This is a genomic window from Rhodothermaceae bacterium (assembly GCA_009838195.1).
GTDB lineage: Bacteria > Bacteroidota > Rhodothermia > Rhodothermales > Bin80 > Bin80.
In genome coordinates this window covers 227028-250782 of the sequence record VXSC01000018.1, presented here as the reverse complement: position 1 = coordinate 250782, position 23755 = coordinate 227028, and the positions used below count along the sequence as shown (strand labels likewise).

16 protein-coding genes are annotated in these 23755 nt (G+C 50.4%); 12 read left to right on the top strand and 4 right to left on the bottom strand.

Annotated elements, in window-relative coordinates:
• Positions 1-191: 191 nt before the first annotated feature.
• Together F4Y64_04090 and F4Y64_04085 are read right to left on the bottom strand one after the other, a co-directional pair.
• Entirely contained in the window at positions 192-848 is a 657-nt protein-coding gene (locus F4Y64_04090; GenBank protein ID MXX96779.1) for a hypothetical protein, read from the bottom strand.
• 241 nt (positions 849-1089) lie between these two features.
• Entirely contained in the window at positions 1090-3564 is a 2475-nt protein-coding gene (locus F4Y64_04085) for a zinc-dependent metalloprotease (GenBank protein MXX96778.1), read from the bottom strand.
• A 331-nt stretch (positions 3565-3895) separates the two neighbouring features.
• Between F4Y64_04085 and katG the strand changes: the two genes are divergently transcribed.
• The 6 genes from katG to F4Y64_04055 all read left to right on the top strand — a co-directional run bounded on the left by katG (position 3896) and on the right by F4Y64_04055 (position 12124).
• Positions 3896-6082, top strand: coding sequence for a catalase/peroxidase HPI (gene katG, locus F4Y64_04080; GenBank protein MXX96777.1), 2187 nt, complete (start codon positions 3896-3898; stop codon positions 6080-6082).
• Between the two features lie 276 nt (positions 6083-6358).
• Positions 6359-10294, top strand: coding sequence for a DNA polymerase III subunit alpha (gene dnaE / locus F4Y64_04075; protein MXX96776.1), 3936 nt, complete (start codon positions 6359-6361; stop codon positions 10292-10294).
• Positions 10287-10706 (top strand): arsenate reductase ArsC, encoded by a 420-nt coding sequence (locus tag F4Y64_04070; protein MXX96775.1) that lies wholly within the window; start codon positions 10287-10289, stop codon positions 10704-10706. The genes dnaE and F4Y64_04070 overlap by 8 nt, the downstream gene beginning before the upstream one ends.
• Entirely contained in the window at positions 10703-11035 is a 333-nt protein-coding gene (locus F4Y64_04065; GenBank protein MXX96774.1) for a hypothetical protein, read from the top strand. Before F4Y64_04070 ends, F4Y64_04065 begins: the two co-directional genes overlap by 4 nt.
• The gene (locus F4Y64_04060) at positions 11032-11718 is read left to right on the top strand and encodes a gamma-glutamyl-gamma-aminobutyrate hydrolase family protein (GenBank protein ID MXX96773.1); all 687 of its coding nucleotides are present in this window, start codon (positions 11032-11034) and stop codon (positions 11716-11718) included. The genes F4Y64_04065 and F4Y64_04060 overlap by 4 nt, the downstream gene beginning before the upstream one ends.
• Positions 11708-12124, top strand: a complete 417-nt coding sequence (locus F4Y64_04055; GenBank protein ID MXX96772.1) for a hypothetical protein — start codon at positions 11708-11710, stop codon at positions 12122-12124. Before F4Y64_04060 ends, F4Y64_04055 begins: the two co-directional genes overlap by 11 nt.
• Positions 12125-12270: 146 nt before the next feature.
• Here F4Y64_04055 and F4Y64_04050 read toward each other — a convergent pair whose 3' ends face one another.
• Positions 12271-14124, bottom strand: a complete 1854-nt coding sequence (locus F4Y64_04050) for a DNA primase (GenBank protein ID MXX96771.1) — start codon at positions 14122-14124, stop codon at positions 12271-12273.
• Between the two features lie 472 nt (positions 14125-14596).
• On the opposite strand from F4Y64_04050, the gene F4Y64_04045 reads away from it, so the two are divergent.
• The 6 genes from F4Y64_04045 to F4Y64_04020 all read left to right on the top strand — a co-directional run bounded on the left by F4Y64_04045 (position 14597) and on the right by F4Y64_04020 (position 20673).
• Complete coding sequence (locus F4Y64_04045; GenBank protein ID MXX96770.1) at positions 14597-14932, top strand: hypothetical protein; 336 nt, start codon at positions 14597-14599, stop codon at positions 14930-14932.
• Between the two features lie 111 nt (positions 14933-15043).
• The gene (locus tag F4Y64_04040; protein MXX96769.1) at positions 15044-15370 is read left to right on the top strand and encodes a hypothetical protein; all 327 of its coding nucleotides are present in this window, start codon (positions 15044-15046) and stop codon (positions 15368-15370) included.
• 255 nt (positions 15371-15625) lie between these two features.
• Positions 15626-16372, top strand: a complete 747-nt coding sequence (locus F4Y64_04035) for an ROK family protein (protein MXX96768.1) — start codon at positions 15626-15628, stop codon at positions 16370-16372.
• A complete protein-coding gene (locus F4Y64_04030; protein ID MXX96767.1) occupies positions 16372-17181 on the top strand; it encodes a 2,3,4,5-tetrahydropyridine-2,6-dicarboxylate N-succinyltransferase in 810 nt (269 codons plus the stop codon). Before F4Y64_04035 ends, F4Y64_04030 begins: the two co-directional genes overlap by 1 nt.
• A 360-nt stretch (positions 17182-17541) precedes the next feature.
• The gene (locus F4Y64_04025) at positions 17542-18555 is read left to right on the top strand and encodes a DUF2806 domain-containing protein (GenBank protein MXX96766.1); all 1014 of its coding nucleotides are present in this window, start codon (positions 17542-17544) and stop codon (positions 18553-18555) included.
• A gap of 660 nt (positions 18556-19215) precedes the next feature.
• Complete coding sequence (locus tag F4Y64_04020) at positions 19216-20673, top strand: MFS transporter (GenBank protein MXX96765.1); 1458 nt, start codon at positions 19216-19218, stop codon at positions 20671-20673.
• Between the two features lie 14 nt (positions 20674-20687).
• Here the strand turns inward: F4Y64_04020 and F4Y64_04015 are convergent, their stop codons facing one another.
• Positions 20688-23624, bottom strand: a complete 2937-nt coding sequence (locus F4Y64_04015; protein MXX96764.1) for an FAD-binding protein — start codon at positions 23622-23624, stop codon at positions 20688-20690.
• Positions 23625-23755: the final 131 nt, after the last annotated feature.

The window sequence follows — 23755 nt, the reverse complement described above, 5'->3', positions numbered from 1 at the left end:
TTCCGAAGAATGAATCGCATCTAAGATGACTTTTAAACTCCTCCCGCGATCTTTTGAAAAAGCTGATCTGGAGGTTTAATCCTTTAATGAGCAATCTGATATTACAACTTATCACAGGTAGCCAATACTTACACACAAAGGACGGAATCACCATGGAATCAAATACGCACAAGGTCCTTTGACTCCACAATTTAGGGAGCGTGGTTGTGATGCAAATCTACAGGCCCATCGGGTGTAGAATGTGTTAAAATGATTACTTCAACCTCTCCACTTAATTTTTCAGGCATTTTCGCTTCAAGAATGAGACTATCTGTTAGAAGTATAAAATGATGCTTCAAGAGTCTGACTAGTTTAGTCTCATAGTTCTGGATTTTTTGCCAGCACATGTCCAGATCTCGGTATGGATCTTCCCTTTTTGCATGTAGCCAATCACCACAGTGTCCATATGCTTGGGCAAATTCTAGTTCTGTCAAAAATCCATCTTTGAGCCTCTCTGACTTCCGAGCACCGGAGGTTCCGGACGAGGTTTCGTGAATGGGTATGGGATAGAAGTCAGGATTCACCTGACGCATTTTCTCTATGATCTTCCCAGGCTTCCATTCCTTGTTTAGTATTTTTTTGCCTAATTCGTGTCCGAATGAGTCATGTGCCAAAACCGAGGCGAACATCATTAACTCAAAGCATTTACGCAACTGCAGATAGCAAAGGTCAACATCAACGTGCGAGTACCCGGTCATTAACTTGCTATATTCGCTATTTGCTCTACACCGAGAGATCACATCGATCCGATACCATATTCGCCGCATGAAATGACCATATTGCTTACTTGCCTCCTGAGGGTTAATCATGAATTACGGAACTCTGAGGAATCTATTTGCAAGTTTGTCACCTCCCTCCAGCGGCCTCGGGCACTATCTCAAAATTAGGCATTGAGAAAATCGAGACATCCCCCGATATCGTCCATAATACCTCAATTTTTCGCGATTCAAGCCGAAATCGGACCCAATCGACGCTGTGTGCAAACAAAAAAGTGTGAATTGCTCGTCACCCTATCCTCGATTGAGGAAATTTAGGAGGAAGTTTAAAAACCTAGTCTTCGCCGTCCAGAATATCTTCAATGCGGGCACTGACATCTTCTAGGTGGAGTCGTGTCATCCGGTCACCAGTCCGCCTAGCTGCTCGATCAACCGCAGTCTTCAATGACTTGAGCTCGCCTCGCACATACGCACGGATGTCCGACTGACTCACATCGACAGGTGCCATCCCAAAGCTGGCAAAGAAAGATGGAACCGGTGCAGCTTCCTGAGTCATCAGATACTCAAGACGCTCCAGATGTCCTCTCTGCAGATTACGCCGAAATGGACCAATCGCCGAAGCCCTTGGCAGCTCTGTCCAGATCCCGTCACGCAAGTCACTCAAGAGTTCTGAGAATGTGTAGACATCCTCCCCATTCGCCAACGCTTCGGTCTCCATGAGCCGTCCAATGCGGATTGGATTCAGAAGTGTGTTCACAGTACCGACCTGATAACGACGAACACGATCCATCGCTCCAACTCCCTCAATCCGGCGCAGGATGTCACTATTCAGGATCCAGGTTGGGGTTGCAAATGCTTGCCTTGAGAGCCAGTCCATGGCATCGCGCTGAACCTCAACTGGCACAGGCGTATAGACCACACCATCCTGATCATAGGTTTTGAAATTCTCATGGTGTCCGCCTACATTCGCAGCCACATGGCCGATGTAGCGGTTCCACTGGGATGCGATCTGACCGTAAAGCTCATTCAAATCCCCATAGTCTTTCGCATCCTCTGCCGTCCAGTCAATCAACTCATTCAGGATCACCTTCAGGTTTGCAACTCCATAGTCACTTGCCTTGACGGCATCATCTCCCAAGTCTTCGTTCTGCGACCGCGGATCTACGCGCGGCCCCTGGCGTCCATAGAAGTAAAGTGGATCCCCTGCACGTTCAACAACCCACGCATTCAAGGTTTCGCGCTCATCATCTGCTGACTCTGCATCTGGAAACACCGTATATCCCCACTTCACCGACCACTTATCGTAGGTCGCCACATCCGGCATGAGATTTGTCACCCCATCACCCGGTTGTGCAACATAGTTGAATCGGGCATAATCCATGATGGAAGGAGCCGTTCCGTGGGTATCTGTGAATGTAGGTGACCGCAAGGAATCTACAGGATAGGCAGCACTTGAGCCCCAATTGTGAGGCAGCCCAATCGTGTGCCCGACCTCATGTGCAGACACAAAACGAACCAAACGCCCCATCACTTCATCTCTGAATTTGACGGAACGCGCATCGGGATTGACCGCAGCAGTCTGCACAAAGAACCAGTTCCGAAGCAGGTTCATCACATTATGATACCACCCGATGTCACTTTCCAGGATCTCGCCGGTGCGTGGATCATGGACATGAGGACCAAATGCATTCTGTATGTCAGAGGAGAAGTAACGGATCACAGAATAGCGGACATCCTCGGGGCTGAACTCGGGATCTTCTTCCTCACTGGGTGGATCCTTGGCCATGATCGCATTCTTGAACCCTGCAGCCTCAAAAGCCACGTTCCAGTCATCCACACCCTGCTTCAGGTAAGGTCTCCACTTCATTGGCGTGGCGGGATCGATGTAATAGACAATCGGCTTAATGGGCTCGCTCAATTCACCCCGCGCATACGCTTCAGGGTCTTTGGGCTCGAGCCTCCAGCGTGTAATGTAGCACCTCTCCTCCGCCTTCTGCGCGTCTCGACCATAGTCAATCATGTTCACACTGAAAAATCCGACTCGCTGATCACAGAGTCTTGGCTGCATCGGATCCTGTGGCAGAAGGATCATGGACTGGTTCATTTCAACGGAAATTGTTCCCGCAGAAGAATTTGAAGGCGGTTCCGCTGCATCATAGCTGAGCACGTGCTTGACCTCAATATTCAGCGGATAACTCTTCGCTGAGACAATGTAGGTCCGATCAGAATCCAGGCGGCGTACACGGTATTGCTCCCGTCGAAATGAGGGTAATCCGAGCGAGGGGACATCCGAGGTAAACAGATCTGTGACCTCAATTACTTTCGCTGTGGAATCATCGTTGAGTGTTTCAACATCAAATGAGCGCAAGATCGGCTCAAAGTTTGAGTTACGAACCGCATTGTAGATCGGATCATCTTCGTCTGCAACATTCTCATAAGACACAATGCGCAGCATGATCTTCTCGGACTGTTTCTGCCAGCGCAGTACCTGGGTATTCGTCTTCATCCCCCCGTATCCCATATTATTCATCGTCGCTGCCTGACGTGTCACCAGGAGCATTTCAACATCCAGAAGCGAGTCGGGGATTTCGAAATACAACTTTTCTTCAATCTGATGCACCTTGAAAAGCCCTTCATCCGTCACCGCATCCTCGGTGATGACATCACTGTATTTTTTTGAATCATCCTCTTTGCTCTCCGGTTGAGCAGGCTTGTCTGCAACGGTAGGGGCGGACTGGCGCATGGATGAACAGCCTGCGATCAGCATAAGTGCAATCAAGGGGAATAGTAAGCCGCGAAGGAATCTCATGATTATAAAGGTTCGGTCCAGTCACCGAAGATACGACATCAAAGGGTATCCACACCTATCAGGAGCATCAGGAATAAAGAAATAAATGGTTCGTTGCGTCCACCTCTTCGCAGCAGGATGCACTTATTCTGCCCTAACATCAACGACTTCCTACATGCAGACAATACAATCTGAATCAACCCCGAACCAGCCATGTTCAACGGGCTTTGTATCTTGATCGTCAACACAAATCTGTGTTTTCATCTCGCTTTTTTGGCTTCAGAAACTAGCAGTATATTTGTGAGTTCTCTTCGGCCCTGAACAACTCCAATCATCAACCTCTAGACACTAAATGAGCAAAGAAGGATGCTGCCCTGTGGCAGGCAAAACCCGCCCGACAACAAGAAGTTTTTCCAACTCGGACTGGTGGCCAAACCAGTTAAACCTGAAAATTCTTACCCAAAATTCTCCTCAGTTAAACCCTTTTGGCGAAGACTTTAACTATGCCAGAGAATTCAGCAAGTTGAACCTGGATGAGCTCAAAACGGATATTTATGCCGTGATGACCGAGTCACAAGACTGGTGGCCTGCAGACTACGGGCATTATGGTCCTTTATTCATCCGGATGGCTTGGCACAGCGCGGGTACCTACCGTACAGGAGATGGACGTGGAGGTGGCTCCACCGGCACACTCCGTTTTGCTCCCCTCAACAGCTGGCCGGATAATGCAAACCTTGACAAGGCACGCCGACTGCTTTGGCCCATTAAACAAAAGTACGGTCGCAGGCTTTCGTGGGCCGACCTCATGATTTTAACCGGGAATTGCGCTCTGGAATCCATGGGACTCAAAACGTTTGGCTTTGCGGGAGGACGCGAAGATGTGTGGGAACCCGAGGAAGATATTTATTGGGGATCAGAAACTACATGGCTAGGCGATGAACGGTACTCTGGCGTCCGTGATTTGGAACACCCATTGGGTGCGGTTCAGATGGGACTCATTTATGTGAATCCCGAAGGCCCCAATGGCACTCCAGACCCTTTAGCAGCCGCCGTAGATATCCGTGAGACGTTTGCACGTATGGCAATGAACGACGAGGAGACGGTTGCCCTTATTGCAGGTGGTCACACGTTTGGCAAGGCGCACGGTGCTGCACCATCCGGCGAGTATGTAGGTCCTGAACCGGAAGGAGCCACTATCGAAGAGCAAGGACTGGGCTGGAAGAACCGGTTTGGTGATGGCAAAGGTTCTGATACAATTACAAGTGGGTTGGAAGGGGCATGGACTACAGCCCCTGCAAAATGGGACAGCAACTTCTTTGAGAATTTGTTCGGATACGAATGGGAACCAGTGAAGGGCCCTGGTGGAGCTATGCAGTGGACGCCGGTTGACACAACTGCTAACGGAACAGTACCGGACGCGCATGATGCGTCTAAAACCCATGCCCCCATGATGCTAACAACAGATCTGGCACTTCGCATGGATCCGGTGTATGCTCCGATATCAAAGCGATTTCACACGAACCCTGATGAATTTGCAGATGCGTTCGCGCGTGCATGGTTTAAGCTGACGCACCGGGACATGGGCCCGATCAGTCGATATATTGGTCCAGAAGTGCCTGATGAGCCACTCCTGTGGCAGGATCCTGTGCCGGAAGTCGATCATGAATTGGTCGATTCCCAGGACATTGATACACTGAAGCGCCGTATACTCGAATCCGGTTTAACAATTTCAGAGTTGGTTCGAACTGCTTGGGCATCCGCCTCTACATTCCGAGGTACGGACAAACGCGGTGGAGCGAATGGAGGACGCCTCCGTCTGGCACCACAACGAAATTGGGAAGTCAACCAGCCGGCCCAACTCGAGAACGTGCTCCATGCTTTGCAGCAGGTCCAGTCGAACTTCTCGGCTGAGAATGGCAAGAAGGTCTCACTTGCAGATTTGATTGTTTTGGGAGGCTGTGCAGCGGTTGAGGAAGCAGCAAAGCATGCGGGGCATGACATTGATGTTCCCTTCTCTGCGGGCCGTACAGATGCTACACAGGAAACAACCGATGAGGACTCGTTCGCCGTACTGGAGCCCGTTGCAGATGGATTCCGCAATTACGTCAAGCCAGGATTAACTCGGTCTGCAGAGGAATTATTGATTGACCGTGCCTCCATGTTAACGCTGACTCCGGTCGAGATGACGGTACTGGTTGGGGGACTGCGTGTTCTTCATGCAAACTTTGATGAATCTGACCTGGGTGTATTTACAGATCGGCCTGGCCTGCTCACACGCGACTTTTTTGTGAGTCTAATGGATATGGATACGATATGGACCTCCTCGGCCTCGGGGGATGGAGTCTTCGAGGGACGAGACTACAATACCGGGGAGCTCAAATGGACCGGCTCGGCCGTTGATTTGATATTTGGCTCAAACTCACAACTGCGCGCGATTGCAGAGACTTTTGCCTGTGATGATGCGGATGACCTCTTTGTACAAACGTTTGCAAGTACCTGGACAAAGGTCATGAATCTCGACCGCTTTGATCTCCAGTAAACTTGAGGCAGCGGATGGTTTTCTGATTGAGTCCCTATTGTGCACAATCGGGATTCCAGCCCCTTTACCTGTCATCCTGGAATTTGAATTTCCCAAGCAAAAGCCGCCTAATACTCAGAGTACGTCTTCCAGAAACCTGTGCAGGCTCCCGATACTGCAAGGTTGACTACCTGAGGTATGCCGCACTCCTAAATCTCAATAACCCCAGGGACAACATAGCATTGCTACTGCTTATCTTCCCCATCACACCTTTTGCATAAATAGTGCTGCGCAATTATGTCTGATTTCTGCCATTTGCATTGCCATACCTCCTACTCCCTACTGGATGGAGCTGCACGGATTGACTCTCTTGTAGGACAGGCAAAAAAGCTTGGCATGGATGCTCTGGGCATTTCCGACCACGGCAATCTTTATGGTGTGCCGGAATTTTACTCAATTGCCAAACGCAATGGGATCCGACCTGTAATAGGCTGCGAGTTTTATCTCTGTGCAAGCCCCATGAGGGAACGAGCAGACCGAGTACGATATCATCAGATCCTGTGGGCGAAAAATGAGACCGGGTATCGGAATCTGATCAAGCTGTCCTCCCTGTCTTTTTTGGATGGGTTTTATTTCAAACCCCGCATTGATTTTGACCTTCTTTCAGAATATCGAGAAGGCCTTGTTGCATCGACCTGTTGCCTTCAGGGACAAATCCCCCAGGCGATTCTCAATGGCGACCTGGACGAAGCACGCGAGCTGCTCAAAAAATTCCTGGATCTGTTTGGCACTGAGGATTACTATGTAGAGATTCAAAACCACGGTATTAAAGAGCAGGCCTTAGTCAATGAGACACTCCTGAAATGGGCCGCTGAATTCAATCTGAATGTGGTCGCAACCAACGATGTCCACTATGTCATGAAGGAGGATGCGTTCGCACAGGACATCCTCCTCTGCCTTCAGACAGGAAAGGATCTCGATGATCCGCGGCGCCTTCGTTTTGATAAGAAAGAGTTCTATCTGAAGTCCGCGAACGAAATGCGTGCCAGCCTAGGGAAGAAACCAGACACCGCCGTTTGGATGGAAAATAGCCTGGCGATTGCGGAGAAATGTCAGTTCGATCTGCCGATGGGAAACCTTCTGATGCCACACTTCCAGATCCCCGATGAATTTGGAGACAGTGCAGACAAATACCTGGAGCATATGGTGTTTGAGCGGGGCAGAAAGCGGTACCCGGAGTTCTCAGATTCTGTGCAGGCCCGCCTGCGCAACGAACTGGGCATCATTCGCGAAATGGGATATGCCGGCTACTTTCTGATCGTGCAGGATTTTACTACTGCCGCTCGTGAAATGGGTGTGTCCGTCGGCCCCGGACGAGGCTCGGCAGCTGGCAGTGCGGTGGCCTACTCCCTTGGAATTACGAACGTAGATCCACTCAAGTATGATCTACTCTTCGAGCGCTTCCTGAATCCAGAGCGCATTTCCATGCCGGATATTGATATTGACTTTGATGACCATGGGCGAGCAAAGGTGATTGATTACGTGATCAAAAAATATGGAAAACGTAACGTCAGTCAGATTGTCACCTTCGGCACTATGGGAGCGCGCACAGTCATTCGGGATGTGGCACGGGTCCTTAGGATCCCGCTTCAAGAGGCGGATAAACTTGCCAAATCCATCCCGTTTGGAACCAGTTTGGAGGAGGCATTGAAGTCCGTCCCGGAACTAAAAGAATTGCGAAAATCCGACCGTAAGGACCTCAAGACCCTGATCAAGGCCTCACGGGTATTGGAAGGATGCGCTAGACACACCGGAGTTCATGCTGCTGGCGTCATTATTGCCCCGGGCTTAGTCAGTGATTACATCCCGGTTTCAACTACAAAAAACAAAGATGAACAGGTTCTTACAACCCAGTATTCGGGAGATTGGGTTGAGGATTTCGGCTTGCTCAAGATGGACTTTCTGGGGCTTTCAACCCTGACCATCATCAACGACACCTGTAAAATTATCCAAGATCGTACCGGTAATGCACCCGATATGGATGCACTACCGCTGGACGATGCCCGTACATTTGAACTCTTTCAACGGGCAGACACAAACGGTATTTTTCAGTTTGAATCAGACGGTATGCGCAAGTGGCTCGAGCAGTTGAAGCCTACCTCGCTGGATGATTTAATCGCTATGAACGCACTCTACCGGCCGGGGCCAATGGACTTAATTCCGAGCTATATCAAGCGCAAACATGGTGACGAGCCAATTGAATACCCACACGAAATTCTCGAACCAGTATTGAAGTCTACCTACGGACTCCCCGTTTTTCAGGAACAGGTCATGCAAATGGCTCAGGTCATGGGAGGCTATTCTCTTGGCGCAGCGGATATCTTACGCCGAGCAATGGGGAAGAAGAAAAAATCCGTAATGAGCGCCCAGCGCAGTCGGTTCGTAGAGGGGGCAAAAGAACGCGGGATCCCCGAAGCAACTGCGGAAGAAGTCTTTGACATGATGGATAAATTTGCGGGTTACGGATTCAATAAATGTGTCGAAGAATCCACTCTCATCATGGATGCACGCACAGGCTCACAGACGACTGTTCGTCAACTCCATGAAGAAGGTTGGGAGGGATTTCAGGTCTACGCACTTACTTGTAACGGCGCTCTGGTTCCCCGCGATGTGGAGGCTGTTCACTATAACGGATTCAAGCAGGTTTTTGAATTGGTGACGAGAAATGGACGACGCATTCGTACAACCTCTACGCACCGGTTTCGCATACAAGGAGACTGGCAGCGCCTGGGAAACCTTCGCACTGGGGATCAGATCGCAACGCTCGAACCCGAATCCTCGCTGGTTTCCGCTGAATATGGTAGAGAGGGTACCTGTGTGATTGATACCGGTGTAAAAATTATCTGGGACAGCATCGCAGAAATCATCCCGGCAGGTCACGCACATACGTACGATCTCACCGTGGCAGAAGATCATAACTACATTGCAAATGGCTTTGTGGTACATAACAGCCATAGCGTTGCCTACTCACTTGTCGCATACCAGACTGCATACCTGAAGGCGCACCATACCGCTGAATTTATGGCAGCGGTCCTGTCGCACGCCTCTGGCGATTCCAAAAGATTCATCTCAATGCTGGATGAGGCACGGCGACTGGGGCTGCAACCTCAGCCCCCGTCCGTCACACACAGCAGGGAGGACTTTTCCGTGGATGAAAGTGGAACGATTCACTTTGGGTTGTCCTCTGTCAAAGGCGTTGCCCGGACCGCGGTTGACCATATCGTGGCCAGCCGGGACAAAGAGGGACCAGCAGAAAGCCTCTTCCAGTTTGTGAAGCGCCTGGACCCACATGTCCTCAATAGGAAATCACTGGAGTCTCTGGCCCGTGTGGGTGCCCTAGACCGATTTGGAGAACATCGGGCACAAATCGTTGAAGCCCTGGACCTCGCTACTAATTATGCGGAATATGCAAAGCGTGATGAAGATCTGGGACAAGGCTTCCTGTTTGCAGAAGAAGATTCGATTACCGAGAGACCAGAACCAAATCTACCCTTATGTGAAAAGTGGTCCCACGCCGAAATACTTGCGATGGAGCGGGAGTTGGCCGGCTTTTATATATCCGGGCATCCGCTGGATGGCTGGGAAATTGAACAGCGCTCCTCTTCTGACTCTGACCTAGCAGGCATTGCCGCACTCGCTTCCAAGAGCGAGGAAAAGCCATACCGCTCCGTCTGTGGCGTTATTACCCTGGTCAAGCCTAGAAAAACTCGCAAAGGGGATTTGATGTCATCGGCGATGCTTGAAGATCGTACCGGACAGGCGGAGCTCGTCTGTTTTCCCTCCGTACATGCTGAGGTTAAGGACCATCTCAAGGAGAACGTCCTTGTGATGGCTTCCGGTGAGATTGAAGAGAGTGGAGGATCTCTCAAAATCCTTGTTCGCCGTATTATTCCATTGAGTGCAATCCGCGGTGAACTTCTTGATAATATTGTTATCTCTCCTGACTTTGAGAAGCTGAATGACAAGGATCTGAATCATTTCATTCGGATCTGCAAAAAGAATCCGGGAGAAAAGAAACTTTTCTTTAAGGTCAAGGAAAAGGATCAGGAGTTAAAACTCATCAGTGAGAACACGACCATAGAGGCAAATTCGGATGTCATATCAACTCTGGCATCTACGTTCGGAGCACATAAGGTGCACCTTGAATGGAAAGAGAAAAAACACGATGAATAAGCCGACTGTGCTATTTGTTTGTACACATAACTCGTCCCGCTCGCAAATGGCAGAAGGTTTGCTGAAACACCTCTACGGCGATCACTATGAAGTGTACAGCGCGGGGACGGATCCAAGCGGTGTGAACCCATTTGCAATCCGTGCCATGGATGAAATCGGGATTGACATCCAGGACCAATCCTCCAAAAACGTCCGCGAATTCCTGTCGATGAACTTGGATACCGTTGTGACCGTCTGTGATTCTGCGCGTGAAGCCTGCCCCTTCGTCCCTGCCAGAAGTAATATTCATCGCCGTTTTGAGGACCCCCGCGCAACCAGTGGCTCAGATGCTGAAAAGCTCGCAGCCTTTCGACGTGTGCGACAGCAAATATATGTCTGGATTGAGGACTACTTTCGTCCACCTCCATCATGAAGCCCCGCCTCACCGATAATGGAATCCGACCGGAACTAGATTTACACGGCTGTACAGTAAACGAGGCGCTGCGCCTTGCCCGCCAGCTAATCATTGAATCTTCACGTCGTGGCCGGGACTCGGTGCGATTGATTCACGGAATGTCTACTTCAACCCCCGGCAAGCGCACGATCAAATCTGCTCTCACTGAGTTGATTGAGAGTGGGGAGCTTACCCTACATGTGAGCGGCGCGTTCAAGTCTGAAGGCCATATGATTGTTGCCTTACGAAGAACGGGAAACCGTCACATCCCTGGACGCATGACCTTGCGTAACATCGGCCATTTATGAAACCGTTGATTGGTATAACGACATCTTTTGAAGACGAACAATACCGGCTTGATCACAGCTATGTGAATGCGGTAAGGGCCGCTCACGGACAGCCAACGCTTCTGCCACTGGTGAATTCTGTAGTAGAAGCGAAACGACTTTGTGATCCGCTTCAAGGACTAATCATCCCCGGTGGCCCCGGTATCACCACCAACATGATTGGAACCCTCCCCACTCAACTGGACCCTGTCAATCCGAAGCGGTGGAAGTCTGACAACCTGATTCTGGATGTGGCAATTGAACAGAATCTGCCTATCCTTGGAATTTGCTATGGCATGCAACTGCTCTCTGTCCGGGCTGGAGGGACGCTCTACGCAGATGTCGAAAAGCAGGTCAGCGGAACATGCGTGCACAGCGAAAAACGAGGAGCCGCTGACCATCCGATGAAAATTCTTCCAAACAGCCACCTGGCGAAGATCTGGGATTCAGACGTTAACATTGTGAATTCCCGCCATTTCCAAGCCGTATGCGATCCAGGAACCGGCTATATTGTAAGTGCTCAGAGCTCGGATGGCACCATTGAAGCCATCGAACGCATAGACGGCATCCATATCGGTGTACAGTTTCATCCAGAACGAATGGAGGCATACTCCTTATTCCGTAACCTTGTCCGACAGGCCCTGGAGTACGAATATGCTGCGTGAAGAATTACAGTCACTTGATACAGGACCCCGTCAACTGCGCTCCTTTGGGATCACGCTTGGGATTGCATTCCTAATCGTTGCCGGTGTACTCTACTGGCGTGATATTCCGGGAGTGGTAATCGTTGCGGGGATTGGTGGTCTGCTCCTGGTTACCGGGTTGATTGCCCCAGGATTATTGCGACCATTCTACAAGCCATGGATGGCGCTGGCACTGGTTCTGGGTTTCATCATGACGCGGGTTATACTGACTGTAATCTTCGTATTCCTATTCATCCCGATTGGCTTGCTGATGCAACTCTTCGGGAAGGATCCGCTTCGGCGCAAACTCGATCCAGACGCGAAAACCTACTGGATCTCCAAAGAATACGATGCCGAGGCACCCGAGCGCCTTGAGCGCTACTACTGATTCTGCCACGCCGAAATCTCCGCCCCGTTAAGGATCCTACTTCTGTGCCAACCGGTCTCTAATGCCGACAGCACCCACACCGCATTGCAGTGAGTCCTAATTGACCCAGTACTTGCTGGAGTATTCGTTCTGATTGCCTCCTGCATTCAATCCTCAAAAACTTCTCCCTTCTCAAGAGAAATCAGATACTGACTCTTCTTTCGGTACTCCTCCTGTAGTTCGAGTTGCGCCTCACTACCTTCTTCGGCACTTGTTATCCCAGACATCAGGTCTTTCATCTCTCCTTTGATCAACTTTCTCTTGACTCGCCGCATGCAATCCTTCGCAATACGCTTTGGATTTTGATTCAGTTTGGGAACTGCAATCTTTTTCTCTTCCCATTTCTTCGAAATCTCATGCTGACGTATCAGGAGGCTAGCGGCCAACTGCCGACCGAGTGCGCTGATCTGAAGCTGCCCAACGTCGATCGAACCCAGTTTGTCGGACTCCCGAGTATGCCCATGGTAAAGAGCAACCAATGCCTCTACGAGTTCCAGAGAGGGACCTTTCTGAAACTCTTCAAGGCTCATATTCCCCAGGATATATTCAATCATGGGAGCCCCCTCCTCCAGCATCAACTCCAAGAGTTTTCTCTCCGGCTCGGGAATTGTATCGACGGTCTCAGAGCTTTCAGGCTGCGCAGGAGCTGTATTGGCCGACGTTTGGCGGCTCCTGAAATGCACAGCGACCTCCTGCGCTACATCTCCCTCCAGAACACCAAATAATTGACTCGTTTTTTGGATATATAATTTCTGCAGAAGCTGATCCTGCAACCATGTAATCCGTTCTGCTACCCTGGAAATTTCCTTCCGCATCCCCTGGGGTGTGCTGAGTGTGTTCTTCTGCTTAGCAGACCAGAAAAAGGATTCAAGCCAATCTCTGGTCTCGTCCTGAAGGTAGGCCTTGAATTCATCGGCACCCTGTTTGCGAACAAATGAATCCGGGTCCTCTCCCTCCGGCAACGACACAACGCTTGCATCAAGTCCATTTTGGAGGATACAGTCAATGGCACGTTCGGTCGCCTCAGCTCCTGCTGTGTCTGCATCATAGAGCAACTGGATTTCTTTCACAAAGCGTCCCAACAGCTTTACTTGTTGCGGTGTGAGCGCGGTTCCACAGCATGCCACCGATCCAATGCCTGCCTGATCCAGAGCCAGGACATCCGTGTACCCTTCCACCAATAGAACCTTGCCCTGCTGACGTGCTTCCCGTTTGGCCTGATAAAGACCATAGAGCACGAAGCTTTTGTGATACACTTCAGTCTCTGGTGAATTGAGGTACTTCGGCGTTCTCGGACCTTCTTTCAGCGCCCGACCGCCAAAACCTGTAATCTTACCGATATGGGACCAGACCGGAAAGATCACCCGGTTTCGGAACCGATCATAATATCCCCCTTTGTCATTCTTTTTGACCAGTCCGGCTCTTTCCAGGGCCTCAGGCTTGATATGTCCGCGCTCTGCCGCCTTGAGAAGACCATCCCATGAATCGGGCGCATAACCCAATTGAAATCGCTCAATAGTATTTTCTGTTAATCCACGCCTTTGCAAGTACGCAAGAGCCACAGCACCAGATACGGGGTCCTGAAGTTTTTGGGTAAAGTACTCGGACGCGAATCGAAGCGCATGATAGACGACTTCTGTCTGTTCAAATGCCTCCCGATCTACTCTCTGCTCCGGGATTTTAATCCCAGCTCGGTCAGCAAGCCAACGCACCGCATCCACGAACTCAAGCCTCTCAATCTCCATCACGAATGTCAAGACATTGCCCCCTTTGCCACACCCAAAACACTTAAAAATTCCTTTGGATGGATTCACATTAAAGGATGGGGTCTTTTCTTCGTGAAACGGACACAATCCCACGTAATTGTTGCCCGCCTTTTTCATCCGCACATAGTCCTGAACCACACCCAGGATATCTGAGCTTTCCCGCACCTGATCCACTATGTGATCGGGGATCCACATATGCCCTACAGGCGAGCTGTCTCCACCGGAGGTTGCTCGGGCTTATCGGAACACTGACATGCCCCCAAGGCAAGCAGTCCTACTAGAAGGATCGAAAAAATAATTCTTACCATGGCAAATGAATTACAATTATAATTGGAGGTCTAACGAAAAACGGGTATATATTTTACCTCATTCTCTGTACCTGCTCAGTAGGCCTTTGTTCTCATGAACCAGTGGTCTCAGTGGCGGCAAACATCACCCCTTGCTGCTATAATTCACCAACCTAATAGAGTACATGTTTTCCATCCGAGCTTATTATATTTGTGTCTGCAGTACAATAACCGATCAGTCTGTCACATTCAAAGAAGCAGGAAAACATTCTAAAGACACAAAATCTGGTTGAGCTTATCTGACACATGCTGTGAAACAAGAAGGTATTCCAGCCCAAAACACATCTGTCTCATCTCATTCAAACGATTCAAATATTCTCATGACGAATGACAAGCGCTCCCTCCTATCAGAAGCCGAATCGGCGGCACAAAACGTGTCTGTGACCGGCTGGTTTTTCTTGGGGCTTCTTGCTACTACCATCGGGCTGCTGATTGTATATCTGCGCTCACCCAAAACACCAATCCGGTTATCCGTAAATTGGGACGGGGATGACCGATATGTTTTCGAACAAGCCTATAGCGAGGCCTTGAAAGCAAAACAGGTCAAGGCGACTTGGTGGGGATTCCTCGCGGGAATTTTGTTGTTGGTTCTGTTGATTGGTGGATTTTATGTCTTTTTCTTCTGGTTCATGATGAAATTCGCTCCGTCAATGTAATTTGGATTCTGTCGGTTATCGTTACTCTCCCAACTACAATCTATCTTGGAAATCGCACATCCAACTCACAACATATCTGCCTCATCTCATTCAAAAGATTCAACTATTCTCATGACAAATGACAAGCATTCTCCCATAACAGAAGCCGAGTCAACGGCACAAAATGTGTCAGTCACTGGCTGGTTTTTCGTGGGGTTGTTTGCTAATACCATAGGTCTGCTGATTGTATATCTGCTCTCTCCTAAGGTACCCATCCGCATATTAGTGAACTGGGAAGGGGATGACCGATATGTTTTTGAACAAGCCTATAGTGAGACTTTGAAAGCAAAACGGATCAAGGCCACTTGGTGGGGATTCCTCATCGGAATTGTGTTTTGGGTTCTATTGGTTGTTTTTGGTTATGGCTGGTTCGTGCAGAGGATGTTCGAATTCTATTAGCCGATATGGTTAGGGCTTTGTTGGTTATTGTTCCTATCGGTACTCTCTTGGCTGCCATCTAGCGTAAAATTTGCACATCCGCCTTGGTTCACTCATCCAGAGGAACCAATAACATCCTGCTTAACATAAACTCTCCACCAGAACCGTTAACAAAGTCTCTCTGCCCAATCTCAACTAACTGAATCAAGAACTGATGAGCCTTGCTTATGGTGCCCGATTTACACTATCTTTGGGCTTGGTTTGATACGTCTTGGCTTGGAAATTCTAGGAATAGACATAGGGGGATCCGGGATCAAGGGAGCTCTGGTTGATATTGAATCCGGGCAACTGACTTCGGAGCGTTTCCGCCTTGAGACGCCCACCGGAGCATACCCGAAGGAGGTTGCGGGAGTCGTGCACGCGGTCACGAAGCGTTTTTCGTGGAAGAAAAAGGTTGGAGTCACAATGCCTGTACGCATACGTGACGGCATTGCCCGTACGGCCGCAAATATTGATCAATCCTGGATCGGCACAAATGTAGAGGAACTGTTTTCATCTACGTTAGGCTCTGAAGTAACGGTGCTCAACGATGCGGATGCCGCTGGCTACGCAGAAGTCCACTATGGTGCGGCCAAAGGTGCATCTGGAAAGACGCTCGTCCTGACCTTGGGTACAGGCATTGGCTCCAGCCTGTTCGTGGGACCCGTTCTGGTCCCCAACCTGGAACTGGGCCATCTACGCATGGCTGGAACCACTGCGGAAGCCTTGGCAGCCAACAGCATTCGCAAGCGTGATCAACTGTCTTGGAAAAAGTGGGCGAAGCGCCTTCAAAACTACCTGACCTACGTTGAATTCCTTTTTGACCCAAATTTGATTATTCTCGGTGGCGGGGTCAGCCGGCCGAAACGTACCAAGCACTACTTTCACCTGCTCAAAACAACGGCACAACTTCTACCAGCACATTTTCAGAATGAAGCCGGCATTATCGGAGCCGCGTGTGCGGCCCACACTTTAACAGATTGATGCCCTTTTCACCATCAGTCATTCAACAGCAGCTTTCATCGGATGACCCCAGTCTACAAAGATCTGGTTTTGAGCACCTGATTGATGCGCTCAATCATGGGTCTGTGCGGGCGGCTTCCCGCAATGAAGAAGGGATCTGGCAGGCTCATGCCTGGGTGAAGAAAGGTCTGCTTTACGGATTTCGAATCGGGAGACTGGAGAAAATTGCTGCCGAGCCGGCTCCTTTCTTTGACAAGGATACGTTTCCGGTCAAACCCCTCAACGTCACAGATCGTGTTCGACTGGTACCCGGAGGCTCTTCCATTCGAACCGGCTGCTATGTCAGCCCAAGCGTCATCTGCATGCCCCCGATGTACATCAATACGGGTGCATATGTGGATGAGGGGACCATGGTGGATTCACACGCTCTCGTGGGTAGTTGCGCACAGGTTGGAAAACGGGTACATGTATCTGCTGCTGTGCAGATCGGAGGAGTATTAGAGCCTCCCGGGGCCCTGCCGGTGATCATTGAGGATGACAGCTTTCTTGGCGGTGGCTGCGGTATCTATGAAGGCTGCATTGTTCGAGAAGGTGCTGTTTTGGCTCCCGGGGTCATTCTGACTAATTCCACGCGACTCTACGATCTAGTCCATGAACGGATCGCCAAGCCGGGTGAGGTACCTGCCGGGGCTGTTGTTGTCCCCGGGAGCCGATCCAAATCAGGCTCCTTTGCCCATGAGCATGGGATTTCCACGTATGTGCCCGTGATCGTGAAGTATCGCGACACTCAGACAGATGCGGCAACGGAGCTGGAATCGGCGCTGCGTTAACCCACCGCATATTGAGATCGTTAGCAGAGCTACCCTAGCTGGTCAGGGGTGGGGGATTCGCTTTTTTCAAATACTCTGACCCTGCTCTTTTGGGCATGACCGTGGATGTGAATATACATCCCGATCTTCTCTCTTTCCCTCAGAGCACACGCACCACGCCTAAGGTTCAAGAAACTGCCCTGCCCATTCGTTGTAACCCGGAGGCTACCCTGCACCGTGGAGCAACTGTTGTATTCAGCAGGTACCTGTTGCGTGGTCTCGCTAACGACTAGCGGCAAAGCAGAATGTAAGAACAGGGGGACATAAATTGCGAATGAGGCGTATCTTGCCCAATTCAGCCGACATATGCCATTGTGACGCATGGATCCGGGACTTTTCGCACTTCAAACATTTATCGAATACGGCTTAGGCAACATCGCCGCAAGCTACATTAGCACCAAGTTTACAGACTTCAAGAACAGGCTGTGGAAGGAGGACCTAAAGCTACTGGCAGAAAATCAATCTGAAGCACTAAAGGTACTTATCCCTCCAGATACTGTGGCATCTCGAGAAATTGAGATTGGAAATACGATTAGGCAGAAAATAGTCTTTCAGGAAACCAGAAAGCTAGATAACGTAATGAGTACGTCAATGAAGGCTGTACCATTACTCCAAGGAAAAAAACCGCCCGACGTGGAACCCGACCATGATTTTGTAGCAGAATTTTTCTCATGTGTGCAAAATGTTTCTTCTGACCAGATGCAGGAAATATGGGCACGACTTCTTGCCGGCAAGATTATGCACCCCGGTTCGTACTCAATTCGAACCGTTACGGTGCTGAAGAACATGGATACACATGTGGCCGACGTGTTCGCCAAATTCTGTTCCCAGTGCTTCCGCGCACCACGTATGGGCCCGTTTGCCAGAGGATTTGCATTAAACCCACGTGGATCCAGGCCAGCGGCGGGGGTGCTGCATAAGGCAGGGTTGGAGTATCACGAAAAAATGCTACTCAATGAATACGGTCTTACAACATTTGCGGGAATACCGGCCATTGATTTGGACCGCCTTGTTTTGCGGCAGGACAACAATAATGTCTACTGGCCGGAGTTTCAGGGTAAGGAGTGGCTTCTTATTGCCGAAAATCCTGAATCAACCACGTCACATACTGGAAAAATTGACTCAGACATGTTGAGTACCGCAGGCAATCAACTGTTCTCCTTGGTGAAAGTCGTTTCAGATGATTCATATCTAGCCGCAATGCGCAAATTCCTTCGGGCTTCCGGAATATTACTTGTGGACTTAGATACACTGGAAGCTTTCGATTTCAACGAGCAACAGGAGCAACTCATAATGAACCATTCGTTGTTAAAGAAAATACGCTCAAGTAAATAATCAGCTTAGAGGACTTGTATTCAGGCTTTCCGATCATTGTGCCATAGCTAATGTCCTCAGTCTCTACAAAGATCTACCTGTAGTCTTTTTGGGGAATTTGTTTACCCAATTAATGATTCCGAAGAGTTGTTGAAAGAGAAGGTTGATGCAACCATAAGGTCTCCTACCACACTGGAATAACGGTCGAATTTAGTGCCTCTTGCACTCAAATAGTCTCAAGGCCCTGATGCTGACCTGGCTTTCGTTGCGAAAAGAGACTTATCTGCTACTCTCTGCAAAATCAGAACCGCGTTAAAGACGGACACGGAATCCATAAATGCCCAGTTAATTACCCGCCCTAGCCACGATTGGCTCAACCCATTCGCACACTAACTTAGGGTTTAGTCTATAATAAGGTTAACCCCATTGTGCCTCACAGACGAGGACCCTGTTTTCCAAGGCATACTAACTACAGCCTCTGGTACACTCGCAACAACATGTGCTTGGGCATTGAGAAGCACCGATTTAGAATATCCACCAATACCCCATAGCGCAGTGCTGCCTCCGTGGGCCCTGATGGCTTGGCACGCCATCGCTCACATGTAGCTGTGATTTGTTTATATTAATCGAGGCTTCACAATTTGATCATTCTCAGAATTCCATTCCAATTAACTCGGACATATGGTTAATCGTAATCGTCTCTTTTATGGCAGCTGTCTTGCCTTGCTAACGACAGCATTTGCTTTCACTGTCATTTCTGGTATTGCCTTCTCGGTGAAATCAGAGTTTGTACTCACAAATGCACAACTGGGGGTTTTCACTGGTGTTTTCTTTATTGGATTTACCATCAGTCAGGCCATTTTTTCTCCACTCTGCGATATAATTGGAATGCGGTGGATTGTGCGAGGAGCATTCGTGACACATGTAGCTGGGGCAATACTGATCATGACTGCCCCGAGCTATGTGCCTGCCGTTGCCGGTTCATTATGCGCCGGACTTGGTGCTGGCTTGGTCGAAGCCGGGTGTAATCCGCTTGTTGCAGCACTCTATCCAGACAACAAGACTTCCAAGCTGAACCATTTTCACATGTGGTTCCCTTACGGAAACCTGATTGCCGCCATCCTTCTGACCCTAGTCTTCGCACAACTTGGAGGGGGTTGGCGCGCACAACCCTTACTGATCTTGATCCCCGCCCTAGGATATGGCTTGATGATGTTTACTGCCCCCTTCCCACAAACGGAGGGAGTTCAGGCTGGGGTCTCTGTAGGTCAATCATTTAAGGCGCTCTTTGCCCCGATTATGCTCATCATGTTACCTATGATGTTGCTTACAGCCTCGATGGAGCTGCCTCCGTCAAGTTGGGTTCCCCCTGTACTCCAAGCAGGCGGGATCGATGGATTGCTCGTGTTCGGATTCGTGTTTGGCATCATGGGCACGCTTCGCTTGCTCGCTGGTCCGGTAGTTCGAGTTCTTACTCCGACCGGCATCCTGTTTGGGGGCGCAATTCTTGCCACACTGGGACTCTACCTGTTCAGTATGGCAGAGTCACCGCTAATGGCTTTTCTGACAGCCGCAATCTGGGCCGCCGGGATTGCTTATTTCTGGCCGACCATGTTGGGCTATGTGTCCGAACGAAATCCTAAGAGCGGAGCGTTGGGGCTCGGCGTTATGGGGGCCGTAGGGATGTTGGCGTCCTTCCTTGTCACGCCCTGGCTGGGTAGCGTTGCCGATGACCGGGGACACGATACGCTGGACAGTCCGGTGGTTGTCAAAATATTTGAAGATGTGAGCCTCCAATTCCCGGGTGTCGCCGACAACGCTGGAGCACAAGCCGGTGATATTATGGCCGTAAATGCCACGGTTGAGGATGTACTGGCACAATACGAAAGCAATGGGGAACTGCCTCGTGGAAGTACCATGCAAGCACTCAGGGCCATCAGCGGATCCGGTGTAGCTTTAGAGGTCGTAGACCGGGCACAGGCGGAACTGAATCCTGCCGATAATGAGGGGGGCCGGCGCTCTTTCCGTACGCTGGCACCCTTTGGTTTCATCCTGATCGTGGTGTTCGGACTTCTGCTTTTGCGGGACCTCCGGGCCGGCGGTTACCGGGCAGAAAAGCTTGGAAGGCAGGAAGCATAGGAGCTTCCCCAATTCTAGTCTGCTGACAAGATCATTGCATCCCGAAGCACCTCCGCCGGATGCAACACGCGCTTGATGTCGTAGTGCTGCAGCTGGTGGCGGCAACTGGTGCCTGGGGCAACAATCAGTGCATCCCTGCCAGCGCTGCGTATTTCGGGAACCAAGCGCCTTTCTGCCATCTTTCGAGAGATCGCATAGTGCTCTTTTTCATAGCCAAATGCACCCGCCATTCCACAACAACTGGAGTCCACCTCACGCACATGATAGTTTTCAGGTAACGTCAGGATTTTTCGTGTTGGCTCCGTTCCTACAAGCGCACGCTGATGGCAGTGGCCGTGTAGCAAGACTTCTTTTGCGGTGCCTGTAAAGGTCATTGGCAATCGCCCTTCTTCTGCAAGGCGGGCAATAAACTCGTCAAACAGTACGGCTTGACTGGCAACTATTCGCGCATCTTCGCTCTCTGGCAACAGGTACAGATATTCGTCACGCATGGACAGCAGACAGCTGGGCTCCAAGCCAATGATGGGCAGTCCCTGCTTTGCGTATGGCAATAGTCGCTCTACAGTGTCCTTTGCCGCGGCACGTGCCTTCTTTACCAATCCTTTCGAGATCAGCGGCCGTCCACAGCAGCGATGCCCTGGCAGGATTACCTTGAAACCGGCGGCCTCCAGCACTTCAACAGCTGCAATGGATACATGCGGGTCGTTGAAGGTGTTAAAAGTATCATGAAATAACACGACCTGTCTCTTCTGCTGTCCATTTCGTGAGCGCTTCCTGAACCAGGCAGTAAAGGGTTGTCTGGCAAATGTTGGCATCTTCCGCTGCATGGAGATCCCCAGTGCGCGATCCAGTATGAAACGCACGGGGAGACTCCCTAAAACCCCGTTAAATATGGGTGCGAGTGCACCGCTGGTCAGGCGGCTGATTTTTGCGATATCCCCAAACATGCGTGTGCGTAGCGGGATGCCGTGTTTCTTGTGATACTGTGACAAAAACTCGAACTTGATTTTCGCCATATCAACCGAGGAGGGGCACTCGGACTTGCATCCTTTACACTCGACACACAGATCCATCACCTCATACATGCGCTTACTGGTCAACTCTTCGTGGGGCAATTCACCAGAAAGCGCAGCTCTCAGGGCATTGGCACGACCCCGGGTAGTATGCTCTTCCTCACGGGTTACCATGAAACTGGGACACATCACCCCCGCCGTTTCTTTGCGACAGATGCCCGCTCCATTACACATCTCCACCGCACGATCAAATCCATGCTCCGCACTGAAGTCAAGATTTAGCTCCAGGGGGATAACTTCATAGTCGGGGCCATAACGCAAATTTTCTGTTCCGGCAGGTGCATCCACAACCACCCCCTGGTTCAATAGTCCTTCGGGATCCCAGAATTGTTTGACTTTCTGATACAGCCGATACAAATCCGGTCCAAAGAATCGCTCATTCATCCAGCTCCGTGCCCGCCCATCCCCATGCTCACTGGAGAGTGCGCCCCCATACCCCTGTAGTAGGTCAACGGCAAAATCAAGAATTTCTGGGATCTTGGCAATTTCCGATGCTTCTTTTGTGTTAATCAGGGGGCGAATATGGACGCAACCAGCACTGGCATGCGCGTAATAGGCAACCCGGGTATCTCTCTCTTCACAGAAACGGCCAATTTTCTCCACATACTCTGCCAAGTGTTCGGTCGGAACTGCTGCATCTTCGATAAATGGGATTGGCTTGTGATCTCCCTTGATACTCATCAACAGACCCAGGCCTGCCTTCCGAACAGCCCACACATTCCCTTGCCGGCTAGGCTCCAGCACCGGCAGTACACTATCACTATGCCCCTGTGCAGCTAGAACCGTGCGCAGATATTCAATTTTCGATCGCAATTCTGCTTCGCCACTCCCGTAAAACTCTGTAATGAGAATGCAATCCGGATCCCCCTCAATGAATGTTGAAAGGAGTCGTGCATATTCGGGTACATCCTTACACAATTGCAATCCAAGGTTATCCAGTAGCTCAATTGCACTGGGGTTGGCTTCCAGAATGGCCGGAATTTGCCGGAGTGCTTCTACAGTGGAGCCAAAGTGGACAATTGCCAAGCCACGAGCCTCGGGAATGGGCACCAGATTCAGCGTCACATCCTGGATCACCGCCAGAGTCCCCTCTGCACCGCACACCAGTTTTGCCAGATTAAACCGCTCGTCCTGAGGGACCTTGAAGGACGCGGCTTCCCCAACAAACCGATCGAGATTGTACCCTCCACACCGTCGCCAGTGACGAGGCGTTCCTTCAATGATTGCTTTGCGATGCTTTGGTGATTGGGTCAGTTCCATCATTCCCCGGTAAATCCTTCCTTCAGCACCACTTCGCTGCGCCTTCTTTTTGAGCTCCTCCATCTCTAATGGCCCAAGGTATACCTGTGAGCCATCACTCAGCACAACATTCATATTGAGAATGTGATCGGCCGTCATGCCATAACAGATGGAATGGCTTCCGGTTGAGTTATTGCTGACAATCCCTCCCAAAGCAGCTCGATTACTACTGGCCGGATCCGGGCCAAACTGCAATCCAGTCGGTGCGATGCTGTTGTTGAGTTGATCCAGTACAAGACCCGGCTCAGCCCGTACCCAGCCTTCTGCCTCGTTCACCTCCAGGATTCGGTTTAAGTGGCGGGTGAAGTCCATGACCACTGCTTCGGAAACCGCCTGTCCAGCGAGGCTGCTGCCCCCGGTCCGAGGAAGAATCGGAATGCCGAATTTGGCAGCGAGCGTGACTGCCATTTGCACATCATCCCTTGAAGCCGGAAAAAAGACGCCGTGCGGCATCACGCTGTAAATACTGGCGTCCGTACTGTAGAGGACGCGGCTATACTCGTCCGTTCGAATCTCCCCCTGGCTCTCCCTTTTGAGTGCGCGCAAAAAATCTGTCAATGCCAGATCCTTGTTTTGCATTAATCGCTACGACCGGTGTATAGGATTCTCCCGACTTGGCCTTGCATGGAGCCAGCTACATACACATCGCCGTCCTCTTGAACCGTCAGGTGCCGTGCCTGCCCCAGTGAATCTGCCATGACGACTGCACA